Origin of the sequence: Muriicola sp., assembly GCF_041567615.1 — a bacterium.
Classification (GTDB): Bacteria; Bacteroidota; Bacteroidia; order Flavobacteriales; family Flavobacteriaceae; genus Muriicola.
In genome coordinates, this window is the sequence record NZ_JBFGBM010000039.1 from 1 (window position 1) to 15,619 (window position 15,619).

The 15,619-nt window shown below is 50.8% G+C and carries 15 protein-coding genes; 7 read left to right on the forward strand and 8 right to left on the reverse strand.

The window, feature by feature from the left end:
- On the forward strand, positions 1-555 hold a 555-nt coding region (locus tag ABYP73_RS04295), incomplete at its 5' end, for an NAD(P)H-dependent flavin oxidoreductase (RefSeq protein ID WP_372973552.1).
- Between the two features lie 5 nt (positions 556-560).
- Here the strand turns inward: ABYP73_RS04295 and ABYP73_RS04300 are convergent.
- From ABYP73_RS04300 to ABYP73_RS04310, 3 genes are all read right to left on the reverse strand, one after another.
- Positions 561-2,756 carry a M28 family peptidase gene (locus ABYP73_RS04300; protein ID WP_372973553.1) on the reverse strand — a complete coding sequence of 732 codons (2,196 nt, stop codon included), beginning with the start codon at positions 2,754-2,756 and terminating at the stop codon, positions 561-563.
- Between the two features lie 75 nt (positions 2,757-2,831).
- Positions 2,832-4,124 carry a Zn-dependent hydrolase gene (locus ABYP73_RS04305; protein WP_372973554.1) on the reverse strand — a complete coding sequence of 431 codons (1,293 nt, stop codon included), beginning with the start codon at positions 4,122-4,124 and terminating at the stop codon, positions 2,832-2,834.
- Positions 4,125-4,175: 51 nt separating this feature from the next.
- The gene (locus tag ABYP73_RS04310; RefSeq protein WP_372945633.1) at positions 4,176-4,673 is read right to left on the reverse strand and encodes a CIA30 family protein; all 498 of its coding nucleotides are present in this window, start codon (positions 4,671-4,673) and stop codon (positions 4,176-4,178) included.
- A gap of 134 nt (positions 4,674-4,807) precedes the next feature.
- On the opposite strand from ABYP73_RS04310, the gene ABYP73_RS04315 reads away from it, so the two are divergent.
- Positions 4,808-5,422 carry a trimeric intracellular cation channel family protein gene (locus ABYP73_RS04315; RefSeq protein WP_372945322.1) on the forward strand — a complete coding sequence of 205 codons (615 nt, stop codon included), beginning with the start codon at positions 4,808-4,810 and terminating at the stop codon, positions 5,420-5,422.
- 33 nt (positions 5,423-5,455) lie between these two features.
- On the opposite strand, the gene ABYP73_RS04320 is transcribed toward ABYP73_RS04315, so the two are convergent.
- Positions 5,456-6,154: a peptidylprolyl isomerase gene (locus ABYP73_RS04320; RefSeq protein WP_372945323.1), complete on the reverse strand. Its 699-nt coding sequence runs from the start codon at positions 6,152-6,154 to the stop codon at positions 5,456-5,458.
- Positions 6,155-6,191: 37 nt separating this feature from the next.
- Between ABYP73_RS04320 and ABYP73_RS04325 the strand changes: the two genes are divergently transcribed.
- Positions 6,192-6,833, forward strand: coding sequence for a CoA pyrophosphatase (locus ABYP73_RS04325; protein ID WP_372945324.1), 642 nt, complete (start codon positions 6,192-6,194; stop codon positions 6,831-6,833).
- A 25-nt stretch (positions 6,834-6,858) separates the two neighbouring features.
- Complete coding sequence (locus ABYP73_RS04330) at positions 6,859-7,671, forward strand: lysophospholipid acyltransferase family protein (protein WP_372973555.1); 813 nt, start codon at positions 6,859-6,861, stop codon at positions 7,669-7,671.
- Here ABYP73_RS04330 and ABYP73_RS04335 read toward each other — a convergent pair.
- The 4 genes from ABYP73_RS04335 to xerD form a co-directional block, all read right to left on the reverse strand.
- Positions 7,668-8,318: a hypothetical protein gene (locus ABYP73_RS04335; RefSeq protein WP_372945332.1), complete on the reverse strand. Its 651-nt coding sequence runs from the start codon at positions 8,316-8,318 to the stop codon at positions 7,668-7,670. The two genes, ABYP73_RS04330 and ABYP73_RS04335, sit on opposite strands and share 4 nt — an antisense overlap.
- Before the next feature lie 7 nt (positions 8,319-8,325).
- Complete coding sequence (locus ABYP73_RS04340; RefSeq protein WP_372945326.1) at positions 8,326-8,820, reverse strand: RNA polymerase sigma factor; 495 nt, start codon at positions 8,818-8,820, stop codon at positions 8,326-8,328.
- Positions 8,821-8,898: 78 nt separating this feature from the next.
- Positions 8,899-10,323 carry an amidohydrolase gene (locus ABYP73_RS04345; protein ID WP_372945327.1) on the reverse strand — a complete coding sequence of 475 codons (1,425 nt, stop codon included), beginning with the start codon at positions 10,321-10,323 and terminating at the stop codon, positions 8,899-8,901.
- Positions 10,324-10,415: 92 nt separating this feature from the next.
- The gene (xerD, locus tag ABYP73_RS04350) at positions 10,416-11,312 is read right to left on the reverse strand and encodes a site-specific tyrosine recombinase XerD (protein WP_372945328.1); all 897 of its coding nucleotides are present in this window, start codon (positions 11,310-11,312) and stop codon (positions 10,416-10,418) included.
- Positions 11,313-11,435: 123 nt separating this feature from the next.
- On the opposite strand from xerD, the gene ABYP73_RS04355 reads away from it, so the two are divergent.
- From ABYP73_RS04355 to ABYP73_RS04365, 3 genes are all read left to right on the forward strand, one after another.
- On the forward strand, positions 11,436-11,942 hold the full coding sequence (locus ABYP73_RS04355) for a hypothetical protein (protein WP_372945329.1): 507 nt from the start codon (positions 11,436-11,438) through the stop codon (positions 11,940-11,942).
- Positions 11,943-12,023: 81 nt separating this feature from the next.
- Positions 12,024-12,437, forward strand: a complete 414-nt coding sequence (gene aroQ, locus ABYP73_RS04360; protein ID WP_372945330.1) for a type II 3-dehydroquinate dehydratase — start codon at positions 12,024-12,026, stop codon at positions 12,435-12,437.
- A gap of 375 nt (positions 12,438-12,812) precedes the next feature.
- The coding region (locus tag ABYP73_RS04365) for a S8 family serine peptidase (protein WP_372973556.1) at positions 12,813-15,619 on the forward strand (2,807 nt) is incomplete at its 3' end.

Genomic DNA, 15,619 nt, shown 5'->3' on the forward strand with positions numbered 1-15,619 from the left:
GTAGATGCCGTAGTGGCTGAAGGTTTTGAGGCAGGGGGACACAACGGTCGGGACGAGACCACAACTCTTACCCTGATTCCGGCGGTCAAAGAAAAGATCCATATCCCGCTGATCGCTGCCGGTGGAATTGCCACGGGCAGGTCTATGCTGGCAGCCATGGTACTGGGGGCAGACGGTGTCCAGGTCGGCAGCCGTTTTGTGGCCTCAGACGAGGCCTCTTCCCACAGAGCGTTTAAGGACAGGGTGGTAGCAGCCGGGGAGGGGGATACTCAGCTCACCTTAAAGGAATTGGCCCCTGTCCGCATGCTCAAGAACGGATTTTACCAAAAGGTGCAGGAAGCCTACAGTCGTTGTGCCACTCCGGAAGAACTCAGGGAACTCCTGGGTCGGGCCAGGGCCAAACGAGGCATGTTTGAAGGCGACCTTGAGGAAGGGGAGCTCGAGATCGGACAGGTTTCAGCTATTATCCACGATATCAAGCCAGCCGCCCAGATCGTTCGGGATATGATGGAAGAGTTCGAAGCCGCCCGAAAGGAAGTGGCTAACCTTCCTTAAACATGTCATTTACTAAGACCGATCAATTTTATCACTTGTTGATCCATCCTTTCCAGGGTCCTGGCCAGTATTCCGATCTGCTCCTGGGCTTCCTTCCAGTTTTCCTGTTCAATGGCCTCACGAACACCAGGTAGTGTTTTCACCCCATACCCTGTATAGAATCCCGGGGCGTAGAGCCGATGCCTGAACCAGGGTCTTCTGGGTAGACCTGTCATATCGGTAAGGATTTGTTCCGTGCCCTGAAGAGCTTCATTGAGGGCTTTTTGTTTTTCAACCGACAGGGATTCCGGGGAAAGGGATTCCAGCTCTTCGATCCGTTCTCCCAATCGGGCCAGGCTGTTCTGAAGAGGGGAGAAATCAAGGTAAGGGATCTCTTCTTTCTTGTTGGGTGGAGCGATGTTTTCCCGTGGATCAGCAGCCAGGGCATAGGCCTTTCTGGCCACCAGTTCATTATGGCGTTTCACCTCTTTTCTCCTGCTCTCTGTTTCCTCCATGATCTCTTTCAGATACCCTGAAACAGTGGCATGCCATTGTTTGAATTCGAAGGGCAGCACATCGGCATTCGCCATCCGCAGGACGATGCGCCCGGCTGTGTTCGCCAGGGCCACCCCGTAGGCAAATCCGGGATCCTTAAATCGGGTGTAATGGGGATAGGTGTCGTAGATGGTATGGTATTCCCCTCCGGCATTTTCCCCTCCGAAACCTATATTCAGGGAAGCGATTCCCGCGTGCTGGATAAAGGGGGTGTAATCCGATCCAGATCCCAATGCACTCAGCTCAAAGTTGGCATTTCCGCCTCCCGCCAGCTGACGTGCGATCCGTCTTTCTTTAATGGAGACTCCGGTCTGTGGATCGGTGACCGCATCGGCTACCTCACTCACCATGGTCTGGAGCGTATGGGAACCTCCGGCCCCGAAAAAGCCACGGCCATTACTGTCTGTGTTGATGTAGGCAACCAGTTTGGCCTGCAATTCCTTTTCGTGATCCTCAACCCACTCCGTAGACCCGATGAGTCCGGGTTCCTCGGCATCCCAGGCGGCATAGACCACGGTCCGCTTCGGGCGCTTGCCCTGTTTGGCCATTTCTCCTATGACCCTGGCTTCCTCCATGACGGCCACCATCCCGCTCACGGGATCATTGGCCCCGTGTACCCAGGCATCGTGGTGGTTACCCCTCATGACCCATTGGTCTGGGTAGGTACTTCCCTCAAGCATGGCGATGACGTTGTGGGCGGGAGTGATCTTCCAGTCGAATTCCAGCTTGATCCGGACCTTGGCCGGACCTGGGCCGACGTGGTAGGTGATGGGCAGTCCGCCTTTCCAGGAGTTCGGGGCTACGGGTCCTTTCAGAGCCGATAAGAGGGGTAAGGCATCTTCGTAGGAGATCGGGAGGACAGGGATCTTTGTAATCGTGGGAGCATCCTTCCTGTCGAGTCTTTTGGCATCCTTTTTAGCGGCATAGCCGGGGGTAAGGACGTCTCCCGGATACAGGGGCATGTCCATCACGGAGCCTCTCTGTACCCCGGTCTTGTTCTTAAAAGCCCCTTCGGGATAGACATCACCTCTCACATATCCGTCGTCTTCAGGGTCTGAGTAAATGATACAGCCTATGGCTCCTTTCTCCGCGGCCAGCTTGGGTTTGATTCCCCTCCACGAGCCGTAGTATTTGGCAATGACGATCTTTCCTTTCACGTCGATTCCCATTTTTTCGAGTTCCTCGTAATCCCGGGGGATGCCATAATTGACAAAGACCAGATCTGCTTCTGCTTCTCCATCTGTGGAGAAGGCGTTGTAACTCGGCAGAAGTGCCTCACCTTGGGCGGTATAGGGGTCCCCCTCCACTGGGACAGCCGTGAGCTTGGCTGTATAAGGATCCGGACTCACAAGTTCCAGTTCCCGGATCTTTGGATAAGGGAAGAGGACGTGGTACGTCTCGATCTTAGTGTCGTAACCCCAGGACCTGAACTGTTCTGCCATCCATTCGGCGTTCTTTTTTCCGTATTCAGTGCCCACCCAGTGGGGTTCAGCGGCAAGGCGCTGCATCCAGACATCCAGATTCTCGGCCTTCAGGCGGGATTCGAATTGGGATTCCAGCTCCAGCTGTACTGCCGCATTTTCGGATTTGAATCCGGTGATGGATTGGGCATAGGTTCCAAGACCTAAGAGGAAGATGAGGGTAAATGAGATAAATTTTTGGGTCATGAGATGAGGTTATTGGTGTTTATAATTCTTTGTTTTATCGATATGGAGCTTTTCTGAAAAAGATCAGCATCCAAATCACCAGGATGCATCGATTTTGAGCAGGGTGCGCAGCAGCACATTGGCCCCGTTGGCCATATCCTCAGGGGAGGTATACTCTTTGGGCGAATGGCTGATTCCGTTCACGCTGGGCACAAAGATCATCCCCACAGGCGTGATCCGGGCCATATCCTGGGCATCATGTCCTGCCCCGCTTTGCATGTTCCTGGTACTCAGGCCGAGTTCTTCTGATGCTGTTGCGATCATCTTCCTGATCCCTGTATCTGTCAGGGCAGGGGCCGAGGTGGCGTCTATAGGCGTAAAGGAGAATGTCGTTCCCGTCTCCCGGCTTATCGTCGAGGCTCTTGCTTCAATAGCCTGAAAAAGTTTTTCCATTTTTTCTGTAGACAGGTCCCGTATTTCCAGGCTCAACTGCACCTCCCCGGGGATCACATTGGGTGCTCCGGGCAAGGCCTGGATACGCCCCACAGTCCCTACCTGCTTCCCGTCCATTTTCAGGGTTTCCTCATTCACCGCGAGGATGAATTGAGCAGCGGCCAGAAGGGCATCCTGCCTCATATCCATGGGTGTAGTCCCCGCGTGGTTAGCAAACCCGGTTACCTTTACATCCCACCATTTGATCCCTACGATCCCTTCTACTACCCCGATATCTATACCTTCCCTGTGAAGGATGCCTCCCTGTTCTATATGTAATTCCAGGAAAGCCGTCAGGCTGCCTTCAGGTCGTTCCACCTCGGCAATAAGGGCAGCATTACCCCCAAGTCTGTTGATCCCTTCCCTCATGGAATATCCTGTGCTGTTGACCACCCCCAGGGCCTCTTCCTTCAGATCCCCGACCAGGGCGCGGCTTCCCATCACCCCTCCTTCTTCATTGGAGAAGATGAATACTTCCAGGGGATGATCGGTTTGGATCCCGGCCTCGTTCAGGGTGCGGACCACCTCTATGGCCGCGAGAGATCCCACACACCCATCGTAATTCCCTCCATTGGGGACCATATCAATATGAGATCCAAACCCGATGGGCGGCAACTTGGGATTATTTCCCTTTCTTTTTCCGATGATATTCCCTGCGTAGTCTACGCTCACCTCGAGTCCGCTCACCTGCATGAGGGAAATGACATAAGCCCGTCCCTGCAGGTCGGCATCGCTAAAGGCGACCCGGTTGGTTTCCCCGTTTTCCATCATCCCCCGTTGGGCAAGCATGTATATGGTATCTTCAAGCCGATCCTGATCCACATCAGGGATCTCCTGTCCGACCACACTCATACCCGTGAATATCAAAAAACAGGTAAATATTTTAGATCGTATCATGGTTTGGGAATTTGAAACAAGATATAAAAACTTCTGCCTTGAAGGGATCATTTATTTGAGGGTGATCTTCTCGATCTCTAATCTGAAGGATTCTGCCTTTTTATTGCCGATCAGGATGGCAACCTCTCCCATTTGCTCACCTGGGTAGGGAGCTTTGCTGAGTTTCCTACCCCTGAATTGAGGCAGGAATTCAGAGAAAGGGATCCTGATCGTCTGCCAGTTGCCAGTAGTACTAACAAGATGCGAATAGTTGTAATACTGAGCAGGACTTGATTTTACACGTACTTGATATTTTTTACCATCGCCCTTCAGCCTGATCTCCAGGGAGTTGAATTCGGCAACCTCTACAGGCTTGAATGCATGCTGTATCATCGTAAACCCACCGTTGTTCTCAAGGGATACGAATCCCGTAAAAACACCATGCCCGTTCTCATTTAGGGAAATCTTTCCTTCAGACAGGCCACCCATTACCCCGTCATTGACTATCCTCCATGCGCTCAGATCAGCCTGCTCAGAAAATTGAAAGAGTGTTAACGATACTTGTGACATAAGGAGGAAGAATAGGAGTTTCAGGAAAGGCATCATGCCTAAGGATTGATTTTGAACCTTAAAAATAAAAGTTCTTTGTTGAGTGTAGTGATGATCCGTTCAATTTATACTTATTTTAACGCCAAAGAGAAGATATGTTCTACCTGACCATCGATATACTGGGTACTATTGCTTTTGCGATTTCGGGGGTGCTGGTTGCCATGGATAAGAAACTCGACCTTTTCGGGGTCTTTATCATCGCCTTTGTAACGGCTGTAGGCGGTGGCACGCTCAGGGATATGCTCATCGGCAATACGCCAGTGGCCTGGATGCTGGCTCCGGTTTATGCCTATACTATCCTGGGATCCGTGGTCTTCGCTATCCTTTTCAGGGAGCGCCTGAGATACCTGAGGAAATCCTTGTTCCTGTTCGACACCATCGGAATAGGCCTTTACACCCTTGTGGGGATAGAAAAAGGATTGCAGGCAGAACTTATGCCCCTGATGTGCATTGCCCTGGGGACCATCACCGCCTGTTTTGGCGGGGTGATCAGGGATATCCTGTGTAATGAGATCCCAGTGATCTTCCGGAGGGAGATATACGCCACGGCCTGTATCCTGGGAGGAGCGAGCTTTTTCCTGCTCATTCGCCTTCCCATTGTGGATGAATACGCCTATGCGGCCTCTATTGTCATTGTGATCGGAATACGATTGCTCGCGGTTCGCTTTAGAATCGCTTTGCCGAGTATCTATCGGCGGGAACAGGGTTAGTTGTCTGGAAAAAAGTGGAGGAGTTTACAAGGATCACTTGACGATCTCGGCCTTTTTGATATAAATATTTTTTGACGGCCAGTCGCCGTCGTCCACCGGCTGGCGATTGATGAGGTCTACTACATCCATGCCTTCCACCACCCGTCCAAAAGGGGTATAGCCCCCGTCCAGGTGATAGGAACCGGGATCAGTGACCACGATAAAGAACTCATAGGGGCTCGCCAGCATATGGGGGTTGTTGATCTCACTGCTGGGCATGGAGATCGTCCCGCGGTGGTGCCTGTATCCTTTGCGGGTATCCGGGGGCAGGAGATAACGCCCAATCTCGCTGCGCTTCCTGGCTGTTTCCACATTGTCTGCATTTCCACCCTGAATGATGAAGTCTTTTACGACCCGGTGAAACATGGTATTGTCAAAATATCCTTTTTTGGTGAGGTAAATAAAATTGGCCTTGTGGTAGGGCACGTTGTCATACAGCTCTACCGTAAAGCTACCCAGGCTGGTCGTGAGTTTTACCCGGGTCGTGGGCAGATTCTTTTGATAGTTGAAAAAAAAGTCGATGGCGTTTTCCTCCGTGAGCACGAAGGGTTTTTCTTCTTCCTCCTCTGTGGGGATGGTGTCCTTTTCTTGTGTTATTTTTGCAACGGTCTCTGCATTGTCAGCCTCAGCGGAGGCAGCAGGGGAATCAGGTTGTTTTTTAGGAGCCTCTCCACAGGCCGACAGAATCAACATAAAGATTACAAAGGGATAAATCAATTTTTGGACAGACATGGATTTTAAAAGTTTTGCCGATCAGATTCCAAAAATAAAAAATCTGCCTCTTCCGGGAAGGCAAGCCCATTATAAATTGGCCCCGGAGGTAAGGATCCGTGAACTGGAAGAAGGCAAGATCCTCAAAAAGAATCCCAGGAAAGCTGGGGTGATGGCCTTATTTTACCCCGATGCTGCTTCTCAGACCCGTTTGCTCTTTATCATGCGAAAATCGTATAACGGGATCCATTCCAGGCAGGTGGCCTTTCCCGGAGGAAAGCAGGAGAAAGGTGATTCCTCCATCCTAGATACGGCCCTTAGGGAAACCAGGGAAGAAGTGGGGGTGATCACAAAACACGTGGAAGTGATCCGGGAGGTAAGTGAGGTCTATATCCCGCCCAGCAATTTTGAGGTACAGCCATTTGTAGGTCTGTATCACCGCCCTGCTCCTTTTGTGCTGCAGGAAGAGGAGGTTGACCACCTCATAGAGGTTCCCCTGGCCCAGGTGCTTGACGATGAATACCTTACCTCACAAATACTTTCCACCTCCTACGCCCGGAACATTGAAGTTCCTGCATTCCGTTTGGAAGGCTATACCGTATGGGGCGCCACGGCCATGATGCTCAATGAGATTCGGGGTTTGATAAAAAAGGTGTTGTAATCCTAATTTTGTAGTTTTGTAGACTATGCCTGTGTTTAAAAAGAATCCATTCGGTCATATTCTGTTTATCAAGAAATGGATCATCCGCATCCTCGGCCTTATGACGCACCAGCGTTACAAAGGCTTCAATAAACTTGAGATCGACGGGTCTGAGGTGATCAGGGCCCTGCCAGACAGGAATGTGCTGTTTGTGAGTAATCACCAGACCTATTTTGCGGATGTCGTGGCCATGTTCCACGTCTTTAATGCCGCCCTGAACGGGAGGACAGATTCCATCAAAAATGTAGGGTACCTCTGGAATCCCAAACTCAACATGTACTACGTGGCTGCTGCCGAAACCATGCGCAAGAGCTTGCTGACCAAGATCCTCGCTTACGTGGGGTCGATAAGCATTGAAAGGACTTGGAGGGCTGACGGGCAGAACGTGAACAGGCAGGTGAAGATGAGCGATATCTCCAATATCGGGAAGGCTCTGGCAGACGGCTGGGTGATCACTTTTCCACAGGGCACCACAACCCCCTGGAAGCCTTTGAGAAAGGGAACGGCACACATCATCAAGAAATACAAACCCGTGGTGGTACCCGTGGTCATTGACGGCTTCCGACGCTCTTTTGATAAAAAAGGCCTGTACATCAAAAAGAAAGGCATCCTCCAGTCCATGCACATCAAAGAACCTCTGGAGATCGATTATGAGAATGACTCCGTAGAGGAGATCATCGAAAAACTGGAATTTGCCATTGAACAGCATCCTTCCTTTTTGAAAGTGATCCCCATGGAAGAATTGTTAGCCTACGAAGAAGCCAACAAAGAGCGGATGTGGCGTGCGAAAAAAGCCTAAACTTCCAGTCTTTTCAATTCCGAATAGTTCCTTCCGAGTTTCCTTAGCAGCAGACCGTAGATCAGGAAATAGATCAATCCAAGAAGCGCGGTACAGACAATACCCATGGCAATCATGACCCCTGAGATGATGAGCTTCAACTGTCGGGTGCTCATGTCTATGGATTTTTCCTGCAGTTCAAAGACGTGCAGGAAACTGTCCCCGTCACTGAACACAATACCGATAGCGATGATCAGGAAGGTGAGCAGGAAGACAGAAAGGGCGAAAATGATGTAGTTCTTAACCGTTTTCCGAGTGCGTATGATCTTTCGCATGAGTTCGCGAGCGCTGTCCAGTACGGAGATCTCACGATACCGCTTGTAGAATTGGTAGATGAAATAAAAGACCACACTGTATTGAAGGACCGTCAACCCCAGGATAGCGTATCTCAGCCCTAATTCGTCGTAGAGGGCCAGGCCTTCCCGGGCCGAAGGAAGCAGGTAAAGGAGGTGGGGCAGGGCAAACTCGAGAATGCTGATGATAAAGATCCACTTCACAATAGAGGAGGAGCGTTTCCAGATCATGGCGTAGAGCTCATCATAGCTGAGCCTGGGAAGTTTATCTCCTTGTTTCTTCCAGTCCTTCTTCAGCAATTCCAATTCGTCCATCATGGGTTCAGGGATTGAGAATGGTTCGTAATTTCGTTTTCACTCGATTCATTTTTACGCGCGCATTGACCTCTGTGATCCCCAGGGTCTCGGAGATCTCGCTGTAACTCTTGTCCTCCAGGTAGAGGAAGACAAGGGCCTTGTCGATGTCCCCCAGTTGTCTGATGGCGTCGTACATCAGCTTGAGTTGTCTTTCTTCCTCCGGGTCGTACTCATCTGCCTTGATCTTAAAGAGTACCGAATCAAAATCCTGAGTGGGAACCCTTTTTTTGGATTTCCTGTACAGGGTGATCGCCGTATTCAGGGCTACACGATACATCCACGTACTGAATTTGGATTCACCCCGGAATTTTGGATAGGCCTTCCAGAGCTGAATGGTGATTTCCTGAAAAAGGTCATTGTGCGAATCACGGTCGTGCGTGTAGAGGCTACACACTTTATGAACAATGTTCTGATTGTTCTCCAGTTCCGTTACGAATTGGTGTTCCAGTTCTTTGTTCACGCTGTAGCGGGTGTCACTAGGATTAGTATCGAATTCGCCGACTTAGTTACAGGGATGGAAAAAAAAGATAAAGGGTCCCTAATTTCTGTAGTTCAGTGCAGGTTCCCTGTCGCCCAGCAACGGGATGTACTTAAAATCAGTCCCGCGTCTTTCCACAAATTCCTGTTTAGCCTTTTTCACTAGTTCAGGATCCTTGTACAGATCCATGGCCGTCAGTGTCAGGGCTTTGGCCGCCACCATCATCCCCTTGGAACCGATGGAGGTACCTCCCGCAGCTACGGCCTGCCAGCTGTGGGCAGGGGTACCGGGTACCCAGGTGGCAGTACGCAACCCCACCGTAGGCACGGCAAAGCTCACATCTCCCACATCGGTGGACCCTGACGCCCTAGCGGTAGTTTCGTACGGCTGAATGTTCCGGGCTGTGGCTTCATCGAGGGAGTTCATTCCCAGGCTTTTCGCGATCTTTTCCCCGAAGGCTTTTTCCTCGGCCGTATAGGTGATGCCGCCTACCCTACTGAGGTTATCGTACATCACTTTCTGGAGGGTCAGGTTGGGAAGCAGTTCGTGGGTACCCCCTATCATCTCGTAATCCATGGTCGTGCCTGTTCCCAGGGCAGCACCTTCTGCCGCCTTGACGATACGGTCAAAAATCTCGATCACCACGTCGCGGGAGTAATGGCGGGCGTAGTAATACACTTCCGCGAAGTTGGGAACTACGTTAGGGGCCTTGCCTCCGTCTGTGATTACGTAATGGATCCTGGCTTCCTGGGGGATGTGTTCCCGCATCATGTTCACCATCATATTCATAGCCTCTACCCCGTCCAGGGAGGATCTTCCTTTGTCCGGTGCCCCTGCGGCATGGGCAGATACTCCGTAAAACCTGAATTTCGCCGATTTATTGGCAAGTGCAGCACCGGCACTGGCGGCGTTCGAGGCTCCTGGATGCCAGTGAAGGGCCACATCCACATCGTTAAAGAGGCCTTCCCTCACCATATACACTTTTCCGCTACCCCCTTCTTCCGCTGGGCATCCATAGAAACGGATCGTCCCCGGGATCTTGTTCTGCTGCATCCAGTTCTTGACTGAGATAGCCGCTGCTGTGGAGGCTGTACCAAACAAGTGATGTCCGCAAGCATGACCCGCAGCTTTGCCGGCCGACTTCTGCATGGGAACTGCTTCCTGGGATAACCCCGGGAGGGCATCGTACTCACCCAGTATGGCAATGACGGGTGTTCCGCTCCCGAATTCGGCTATAAAAGCCGTAGGAATACCTGCCACCCCTTTTTCTATGCGAAAGCCTTCGGCAGACAGGGTATTTTGCAGGAGGGTAGCACTCTGTTCCTCCTGGTAACCCATTTCGGCGAGGTTCCAGATCTCATGCGCAATTTTTCCGTATTGAGGGGCACGGGCATCGAGGTCTGAGAGAACCTTCTTCGAATCTTCCTGAGCCAGAAGGCTAAGCCCTGAAAAAAGAGTCAGTACCAGCAGATGAACGTATTTCATAGGTCTTCGATTTTAAATGGAGTTAAATATATAAAATGACTCATTAAGTACAGGGCAGGGGACACAATAATTCTGGATGGTGATACCCTTGCCTACCTCCTGGGGTGGTATTTCTCCAGAACTTTAGAAAGATGGCTGCGGTCTACATGCATGTAAATCTCCGTCGTTGTGATGCTTTCGTGCCCGAGCATTTGCTGAATGGCCCGGAGGTCGGCCCCGTTCTCCAGGAGATGGGTAGCAAAAGAATGGCGAAAAGTGTGCGGACTAATGGTTTTGCGCAGGCCGATTTTCTCGCTCAGGTTTCGGATGATGGTAAAGATCATCGCCCGGCTGAGTCCTTTTCCCCTCCGGTTCAGAAACAGGATGTCTTCGTGCCCTTTTTGGATTTCCTGATGCACGCGTACCTGGTAGCGATATAAATTGATGTATTTCTGGTTGACAGCCCCTACAGGCACAAAGCGTTGCTTATTTCCCTTTCCGGTGACCCGGATAAAATCCTCCTCAAAGAACAGGTCAGAGATCCGGAGTTGTACGAGTTCCGATACCCTGAGTCCGCACCCGTACAGGGTTTCCAGCATGGCCCTGTTCCGCTCTCCCTCTGGCTTAGACAGGTCTATAGCCCTGATAAGGCGATCTATCTCATCAACCGACAGGGTGTCGGGTAGCTTCCGGCCTAATTTTGGAGATTCTATAAGTTCCATGGGGTTGTCCTTCCGGTACTGCTCAAAGGTGAGGAAGTTGAAAAAACTGTTCAGGCCGGAGATCACCCTGGCCTGGGTGCGTGGGGCAACGGATTTACCCAATTCATAGACAAATCCCGACAGGTACTCCTGATCGATGGAGAGGGGGGTAGGCGGGGTGTTCTCGTTCTCCAGGAAACGCAGCAGTTTCTCCACATCCCGCTGATAATTCTGTAGCGTATTCTCCGAGAGTCCGCGTTCCAGTTTCAGATAATTGCGGTAATCCTTTATGGCCTGTTCCCAATTCATGAAATAAAGATAGGACCTTCGGCGTTTACACAGGGTACAACTATGACGGATCCAGCGTAATTCTCCTTAAAAAATATGAGGGAAACGGATCTGAAACTCACAATACAGAAAAACCAAACCAGCATGAAGCACAAAATCCTAGTATTGATGACTGTTCTTCTTGGATCCTATGTCTTCGCACAGGAAGGGATCAAGATAGGCATACAAGGGAGTTTTCCGTTTAATGATTTTAAGGACGCCGTGGTCTTGTCGGCCGCAGTGGATGTGGGCTATATGCACGCCCTCGGAGAGGTCGTGGACGCGGGTGTGATGACCGGATTCATCAATGGTTTTCCCGATAACTTCGATGGGGGTCCTGACCTGCCCAGTATACAATTCCTTCCCCTGGCCGGATCCTTCCGCATCTGGCCTTCCAATTCTTTCTCTTTTGGTGGGGATGCAGGCTATGCCGTAGGGATCAATGACGGGAATGAAGGCGGACTCTACTACCGCCCGGTGATCGGGTATCTCTTTGGGACCAATACAGAGGTGAATTTCTCCTACACCGGTATACAATTAGACGGGGCCACCTGGTCTACGGTCAATGTCGGGATCATGCATACCATACAAGTACGCCCCAGGAGACTCTGATTTTCTTGTAGACTATCAGCCTAATGTTTTCGCTCGGGCACATACTTTTGCACTTGGGGTAGGAATCCTTACATTTATCCCATGAAGCTCATAATAATAAACGGTCCCAATTTAAACCTGCTGGGAAAGCGCGAACCCGACGTGTATGGGAGCACTTCTTTTGAGGACTATTTTGCCCAGTTGCAAATGAAATTCAAGGACGTTCAGCTCGCCTATTTTCAATCGAACATCGAAGGGGAGATCATAAACAAGCTACAGGAGGTTGGGTTTACTTATGACGGCATCATTCTCAATGCCGCAGCCTACACCCACACTTCAGTGGGTATTGGTGATGCCGTAAAAGCGGTCACCACCCCGGTTGTGGAAGTACATATCTCCAATACCTTTGCCCGGGAAGACTTCCGGCATGTCTCCTATATTTCCCCGGGCGCCAAAGGGGTAATCCTGGGTTTTGGTCTGAGATCTTATGATCTTGCTATTCAGAGTTTCCTCTAAATCTGAGAGGGCAGACTGCTCTCCAGTGTTAATTTTTGGGTATTTTATTGCAAAACCCTGCAAATCAAGCTGAAAAACCTTATTCGAATAGGTTTTTTCGCTATCTTCCCTATACAATCCCCTTTCTTATCATTACCGGTGAATTACGGCGTCTGTAATTTATAGGCGCTTTTTTCAGACCTAACTCAGCTATGGAGTGTTTTAGTTGGGAAATCTTTTTTTGTCTTAGTCAAGAGAGTTTATACCCAATAAAAAGACCATAACCAAATAGCCAAATGACCAACGATGAAAACCACAACCCAATGCCCAACCGCCCGGATAGCTCCTGACGCAAAGCCTCTCACTCTATTCTATGTATCTCAGATATTGAAGTATATGCCGTTTTATCTGGCATTTCTTTTTCTGAGCTTCCAAACCTACGCCCAAAAAGGGAAAAATAACAAGGAGGTGACCCTGTTTACCTGTGCAGAGGATATTGGCAACGGGCTGTATAAGGCCAGTTTTGGATATACCAACCCCACCAACAAGACCATTGCTGCCGCGGATAGTTATATATTCCTGAGCGACAAGGTCGAAGATTCAGAATTTGATGGTATACAGAAGATTCAGGTCTTTACTGCCTTCGAACCCGGAACCCATGAAAATGCGGTCTCTGTTGTATTTGCAAAAAACGGACATGCCAAGTGGACTGTGGTTTGGGACAGCTCTAGTGATAGCAAGATAAGGGCTACCCTGGAATCACCGGTGTGCCCGGAGGAGCCTTTTATTGTACCGGTGATCGGACCTGGCAACGGGAAGACAGATGGATTCGTAAGCCCGGAACTCATCTCCCTGGCAGCTGGAACCGCAGGAGACGATCCCTCCTCCATCATATACCAGATCAATCCGCAAGAGAAGGTCCTGATCCAGATAACTCCCATTTTTGGGAAGACCCAGGAGGTTATTGATATGCTGAGAAATGTTTTCGGGTTACAGTATTCGACCCAGGCAGCCCTCTCCGATTTTATCGTAGACCCCGCCCTCATCGTCTCGGAAGGGCTATCAGCCGTGGATGTCTTCTTCCCTATCGACAAAATACTCCCCCCTCCACCGCCGGCACCCCCAGCTCCAGCTTTGACGGATTATTTTGACATCATCAGGTCTGCCCAGGCCCTGTACACACCATTTACCTCCGGTGTTGATGAAGGTACGGGAGAAGCCGTGTCCCAGGGGGATGCTGCCCAGAAGTCCGACGAGGTCAGGCGTTCCTTCAGGATCGTTACTCCGGAAAAAAGTGTCCCTGTAGATGGAAAGGGCGTGGAGATCGTTGTGTTTTCCAACAGTTTTGACGCCAATCCCCCTCAGCCCGGACAGCCGACCAATGAGGCTATAGATGTAGGTAACGGAGACCTGCCCGGGATAGCCGGAAACGGTAACCCAAATGGGTATGATAAACCCGTGAGGGTGATCAAGGAATACCCCTATACCTTTGGTCAGCTCTCTGATGAGGGCAGGGCCATGTTGCAGATCGCCCATGATATTGCCCCGGGTGCAGACCTGGCCTTCCGCACAGGAGTGCTGTCTCCCCGTGATTTCGAACTCGGCATCAGGGATTTTATTGGGACTACGAATAAGGTCTTAATCGATGATATCACCTTTACAGGAGTAAGTGCCTTTGGAGGGACCAACATAGGGATGGCCATACAGGAGGTACTGCCCGGAGGGAATTATTATTTTACTTCTGCAGGTAACTTTTCGAATGCTGCCTATCAGGATGTTTTCCGGGAAGCTCAGAATGCTGACCTGCCTGCGTTTCTCCCGGATGCCGGTACGGTAGCCCACGCTTTTGACGGGGTGGATGACATTTATCAGCGTTTCAGTGTCAAGGCCGGGGAAACCTACTTTATCGTGTTGTATTACGCTGAAGACTTTGCCTCCGAGGACAACCAGCTGGGTGCTACGAATGACCTTGATATCTGGGTGGTGGACGACCAGCAACGACTCCTGGTCGGTAATAATTTTTACAACCAGGCGCGGGATGCCCTTGAATATATCACCTTCAAGGCCCTGGCCGACGGGGAAGCCAATTTCCTGATCACCAGTGGCAGTGGAAATCCGGGACCCCTGCCTTTCAGATATATCATTTATGTGAAGAACAACCTCGATGTCCTGGAATACTTCGATGGTGCCCCGACGATCACAGGCCATGCCATGACCCCTGAAGTCCTGGCGATCGGCGCCGTGGATTTCAGAAAGGCAGACAATCCTCAGGCCCAGCCCTTTTCATCCTTTGCAGGGGTCCTGCCGGATGGATCTGTCCCCAGTGTAGCTTTGTCTTCCTATGACGGGGTGAATACCAACGTATTGACCATAGGGCAAAATGAAGTTGGGGGAATTCCCGTAGACGGGGATCCGTTTAAGAATTTTTTCGGCACTTCTGCCTCCGTGGTGCATGTGGCTTCGGCCTTTGCCCTTATGGAGTCGGCCCTTCCTTCCTGGTACGGGCCTGGTAATCCCGTTGATGTCCTGCAACTATTTAAGGATAATGCCGTTAAAGTGGGCAATGAGGCCCAGCTAGGCGACGGGGTGATGGATGCCCTTGCGGCTTTCAAGAATATCGCGGCCCAGACCGGGTTCATTTCAGGATTCAATATAGCCTTTACCTCTCCCGAAGGTTCAGTGGTGAGCGCAGACGAATTCGAACTTACGATCAACGGGGACTATTTTCCTGAGGACCCTACCGTTTTGTTTGGGGAAGACGAGCTGCCCATCACCTTCTATGATCCTGAGAACCCAACAGAGCTCAAGGTCCTTGTAGGTCCCTTCACAGGGAATGACCCGGTGACGGTGTTTACGAATTCTACTACGCCACTGGGAGGCGACGGAGGAAAGTCGAATCCTATCTTCCTGCTGGATCCCGGGACCATCGCGATCAATATAGCCGCCAACGATGTCCAAATTGAATATGGCCAGGACTATGAGTTTGGTTTCACCGTGGAAGGGTTGCCGGAAGGCACCGATTTTGAGAGCCTAGGACTCCCTCCTGTCAAATTCACGACAGAGGCAACAGGTCCTTTTCCACGAGTGGCCAACTATGTGATCTTTCCGTCCTTCGACCTGGAAAATGCCACCCCTGATCAGCTCACAGCCCTTGAAGGGTATGTGGTCAACTTTAAGAACGGGTCCTTTATCGTCAGTAAAAA

Coding starts and splice junctions, on each gene's coding strand:
- aroQ (WP_372945330.1), top strand. CDS start 12,024: ATGAAGCTCATAATAATAAACGGTCCCAATTTAAACCTGCTGGGAAAG.
- ABYP73_RS04320 (WP_372945323.1), bottom strand. CDS start 6,154: ATGTTGATTCTGTCGGCCTGTGGAGAGGCTCCTAAAAAACAACCTGAT.
- ABYP73_RS04325 (WP_372945324.1), top strand. CDS start 6,192: ATGGATTTTAAAAGTTTTGCCGATCAGATTCCAAAAATAAAAAATCTG.
- ABYP73_RS04315 (WP_372945322.1), top strand. CDS start 4,808: ATGTTCTACCTGACCATCGATATACTGGGTACTATTGCTTTTGCGATT.
- ABYP73_RS04355 (WP_372945329.1), top strand. CDS start 11,436: ATGAAGCACAAAATCCTAGTATTGATGACTGTTCTTCTTGGATCCTAT.
- ABYP73_RS04310 (WP_372945633.1), bottom strand. CDS start 4,673: ATGTCACAAGTATCGTTAACACTCTTTCAATTTTCTGAGCAGGCTGAT.
- ABYP73_RS04305 (WP_372973554.1), bottom strand. CDS start 4,124: ATGATACGATCTAAAATATTTACCTGTTTTTTGATATTCACGGGTATG.
- ABYP73_RS04335 (WP_372945332.1), bottom strand. CDS start 8,318: ATGGACGAATTGGAATTGCTGAAGAAGGACTGGAAGAAACAAGGAGAT.
- ABYP73_RS04300 (WP_372973553.1), bottom strand. CDS start 2,756: ATGACCCAAAAATTTATCTCATTTACCCTCATCTTCCTCTTAGGTCTT.
- xerD (WP_372945328.1), bottom strand. CDS start 11,312: ATGAATTGGGAACAGGCCATAAAGGATTACCGCAATTATCTGAAACTG.
- ABYP73_RS04345 (WP_372945327.1), bottom strand. CDS start 10,323: ATGAAATACGTTCATCTGCTGGTACTGACTCTTTTTTCAGGGCTTAGC.
- ABYP73_RS04330 (WP_372973555.1), top strand. CDS start 6,859: ATGCCTGTGTTTAAAAAGAATCCATTCGGTCATATTCTGTTTATCAAG.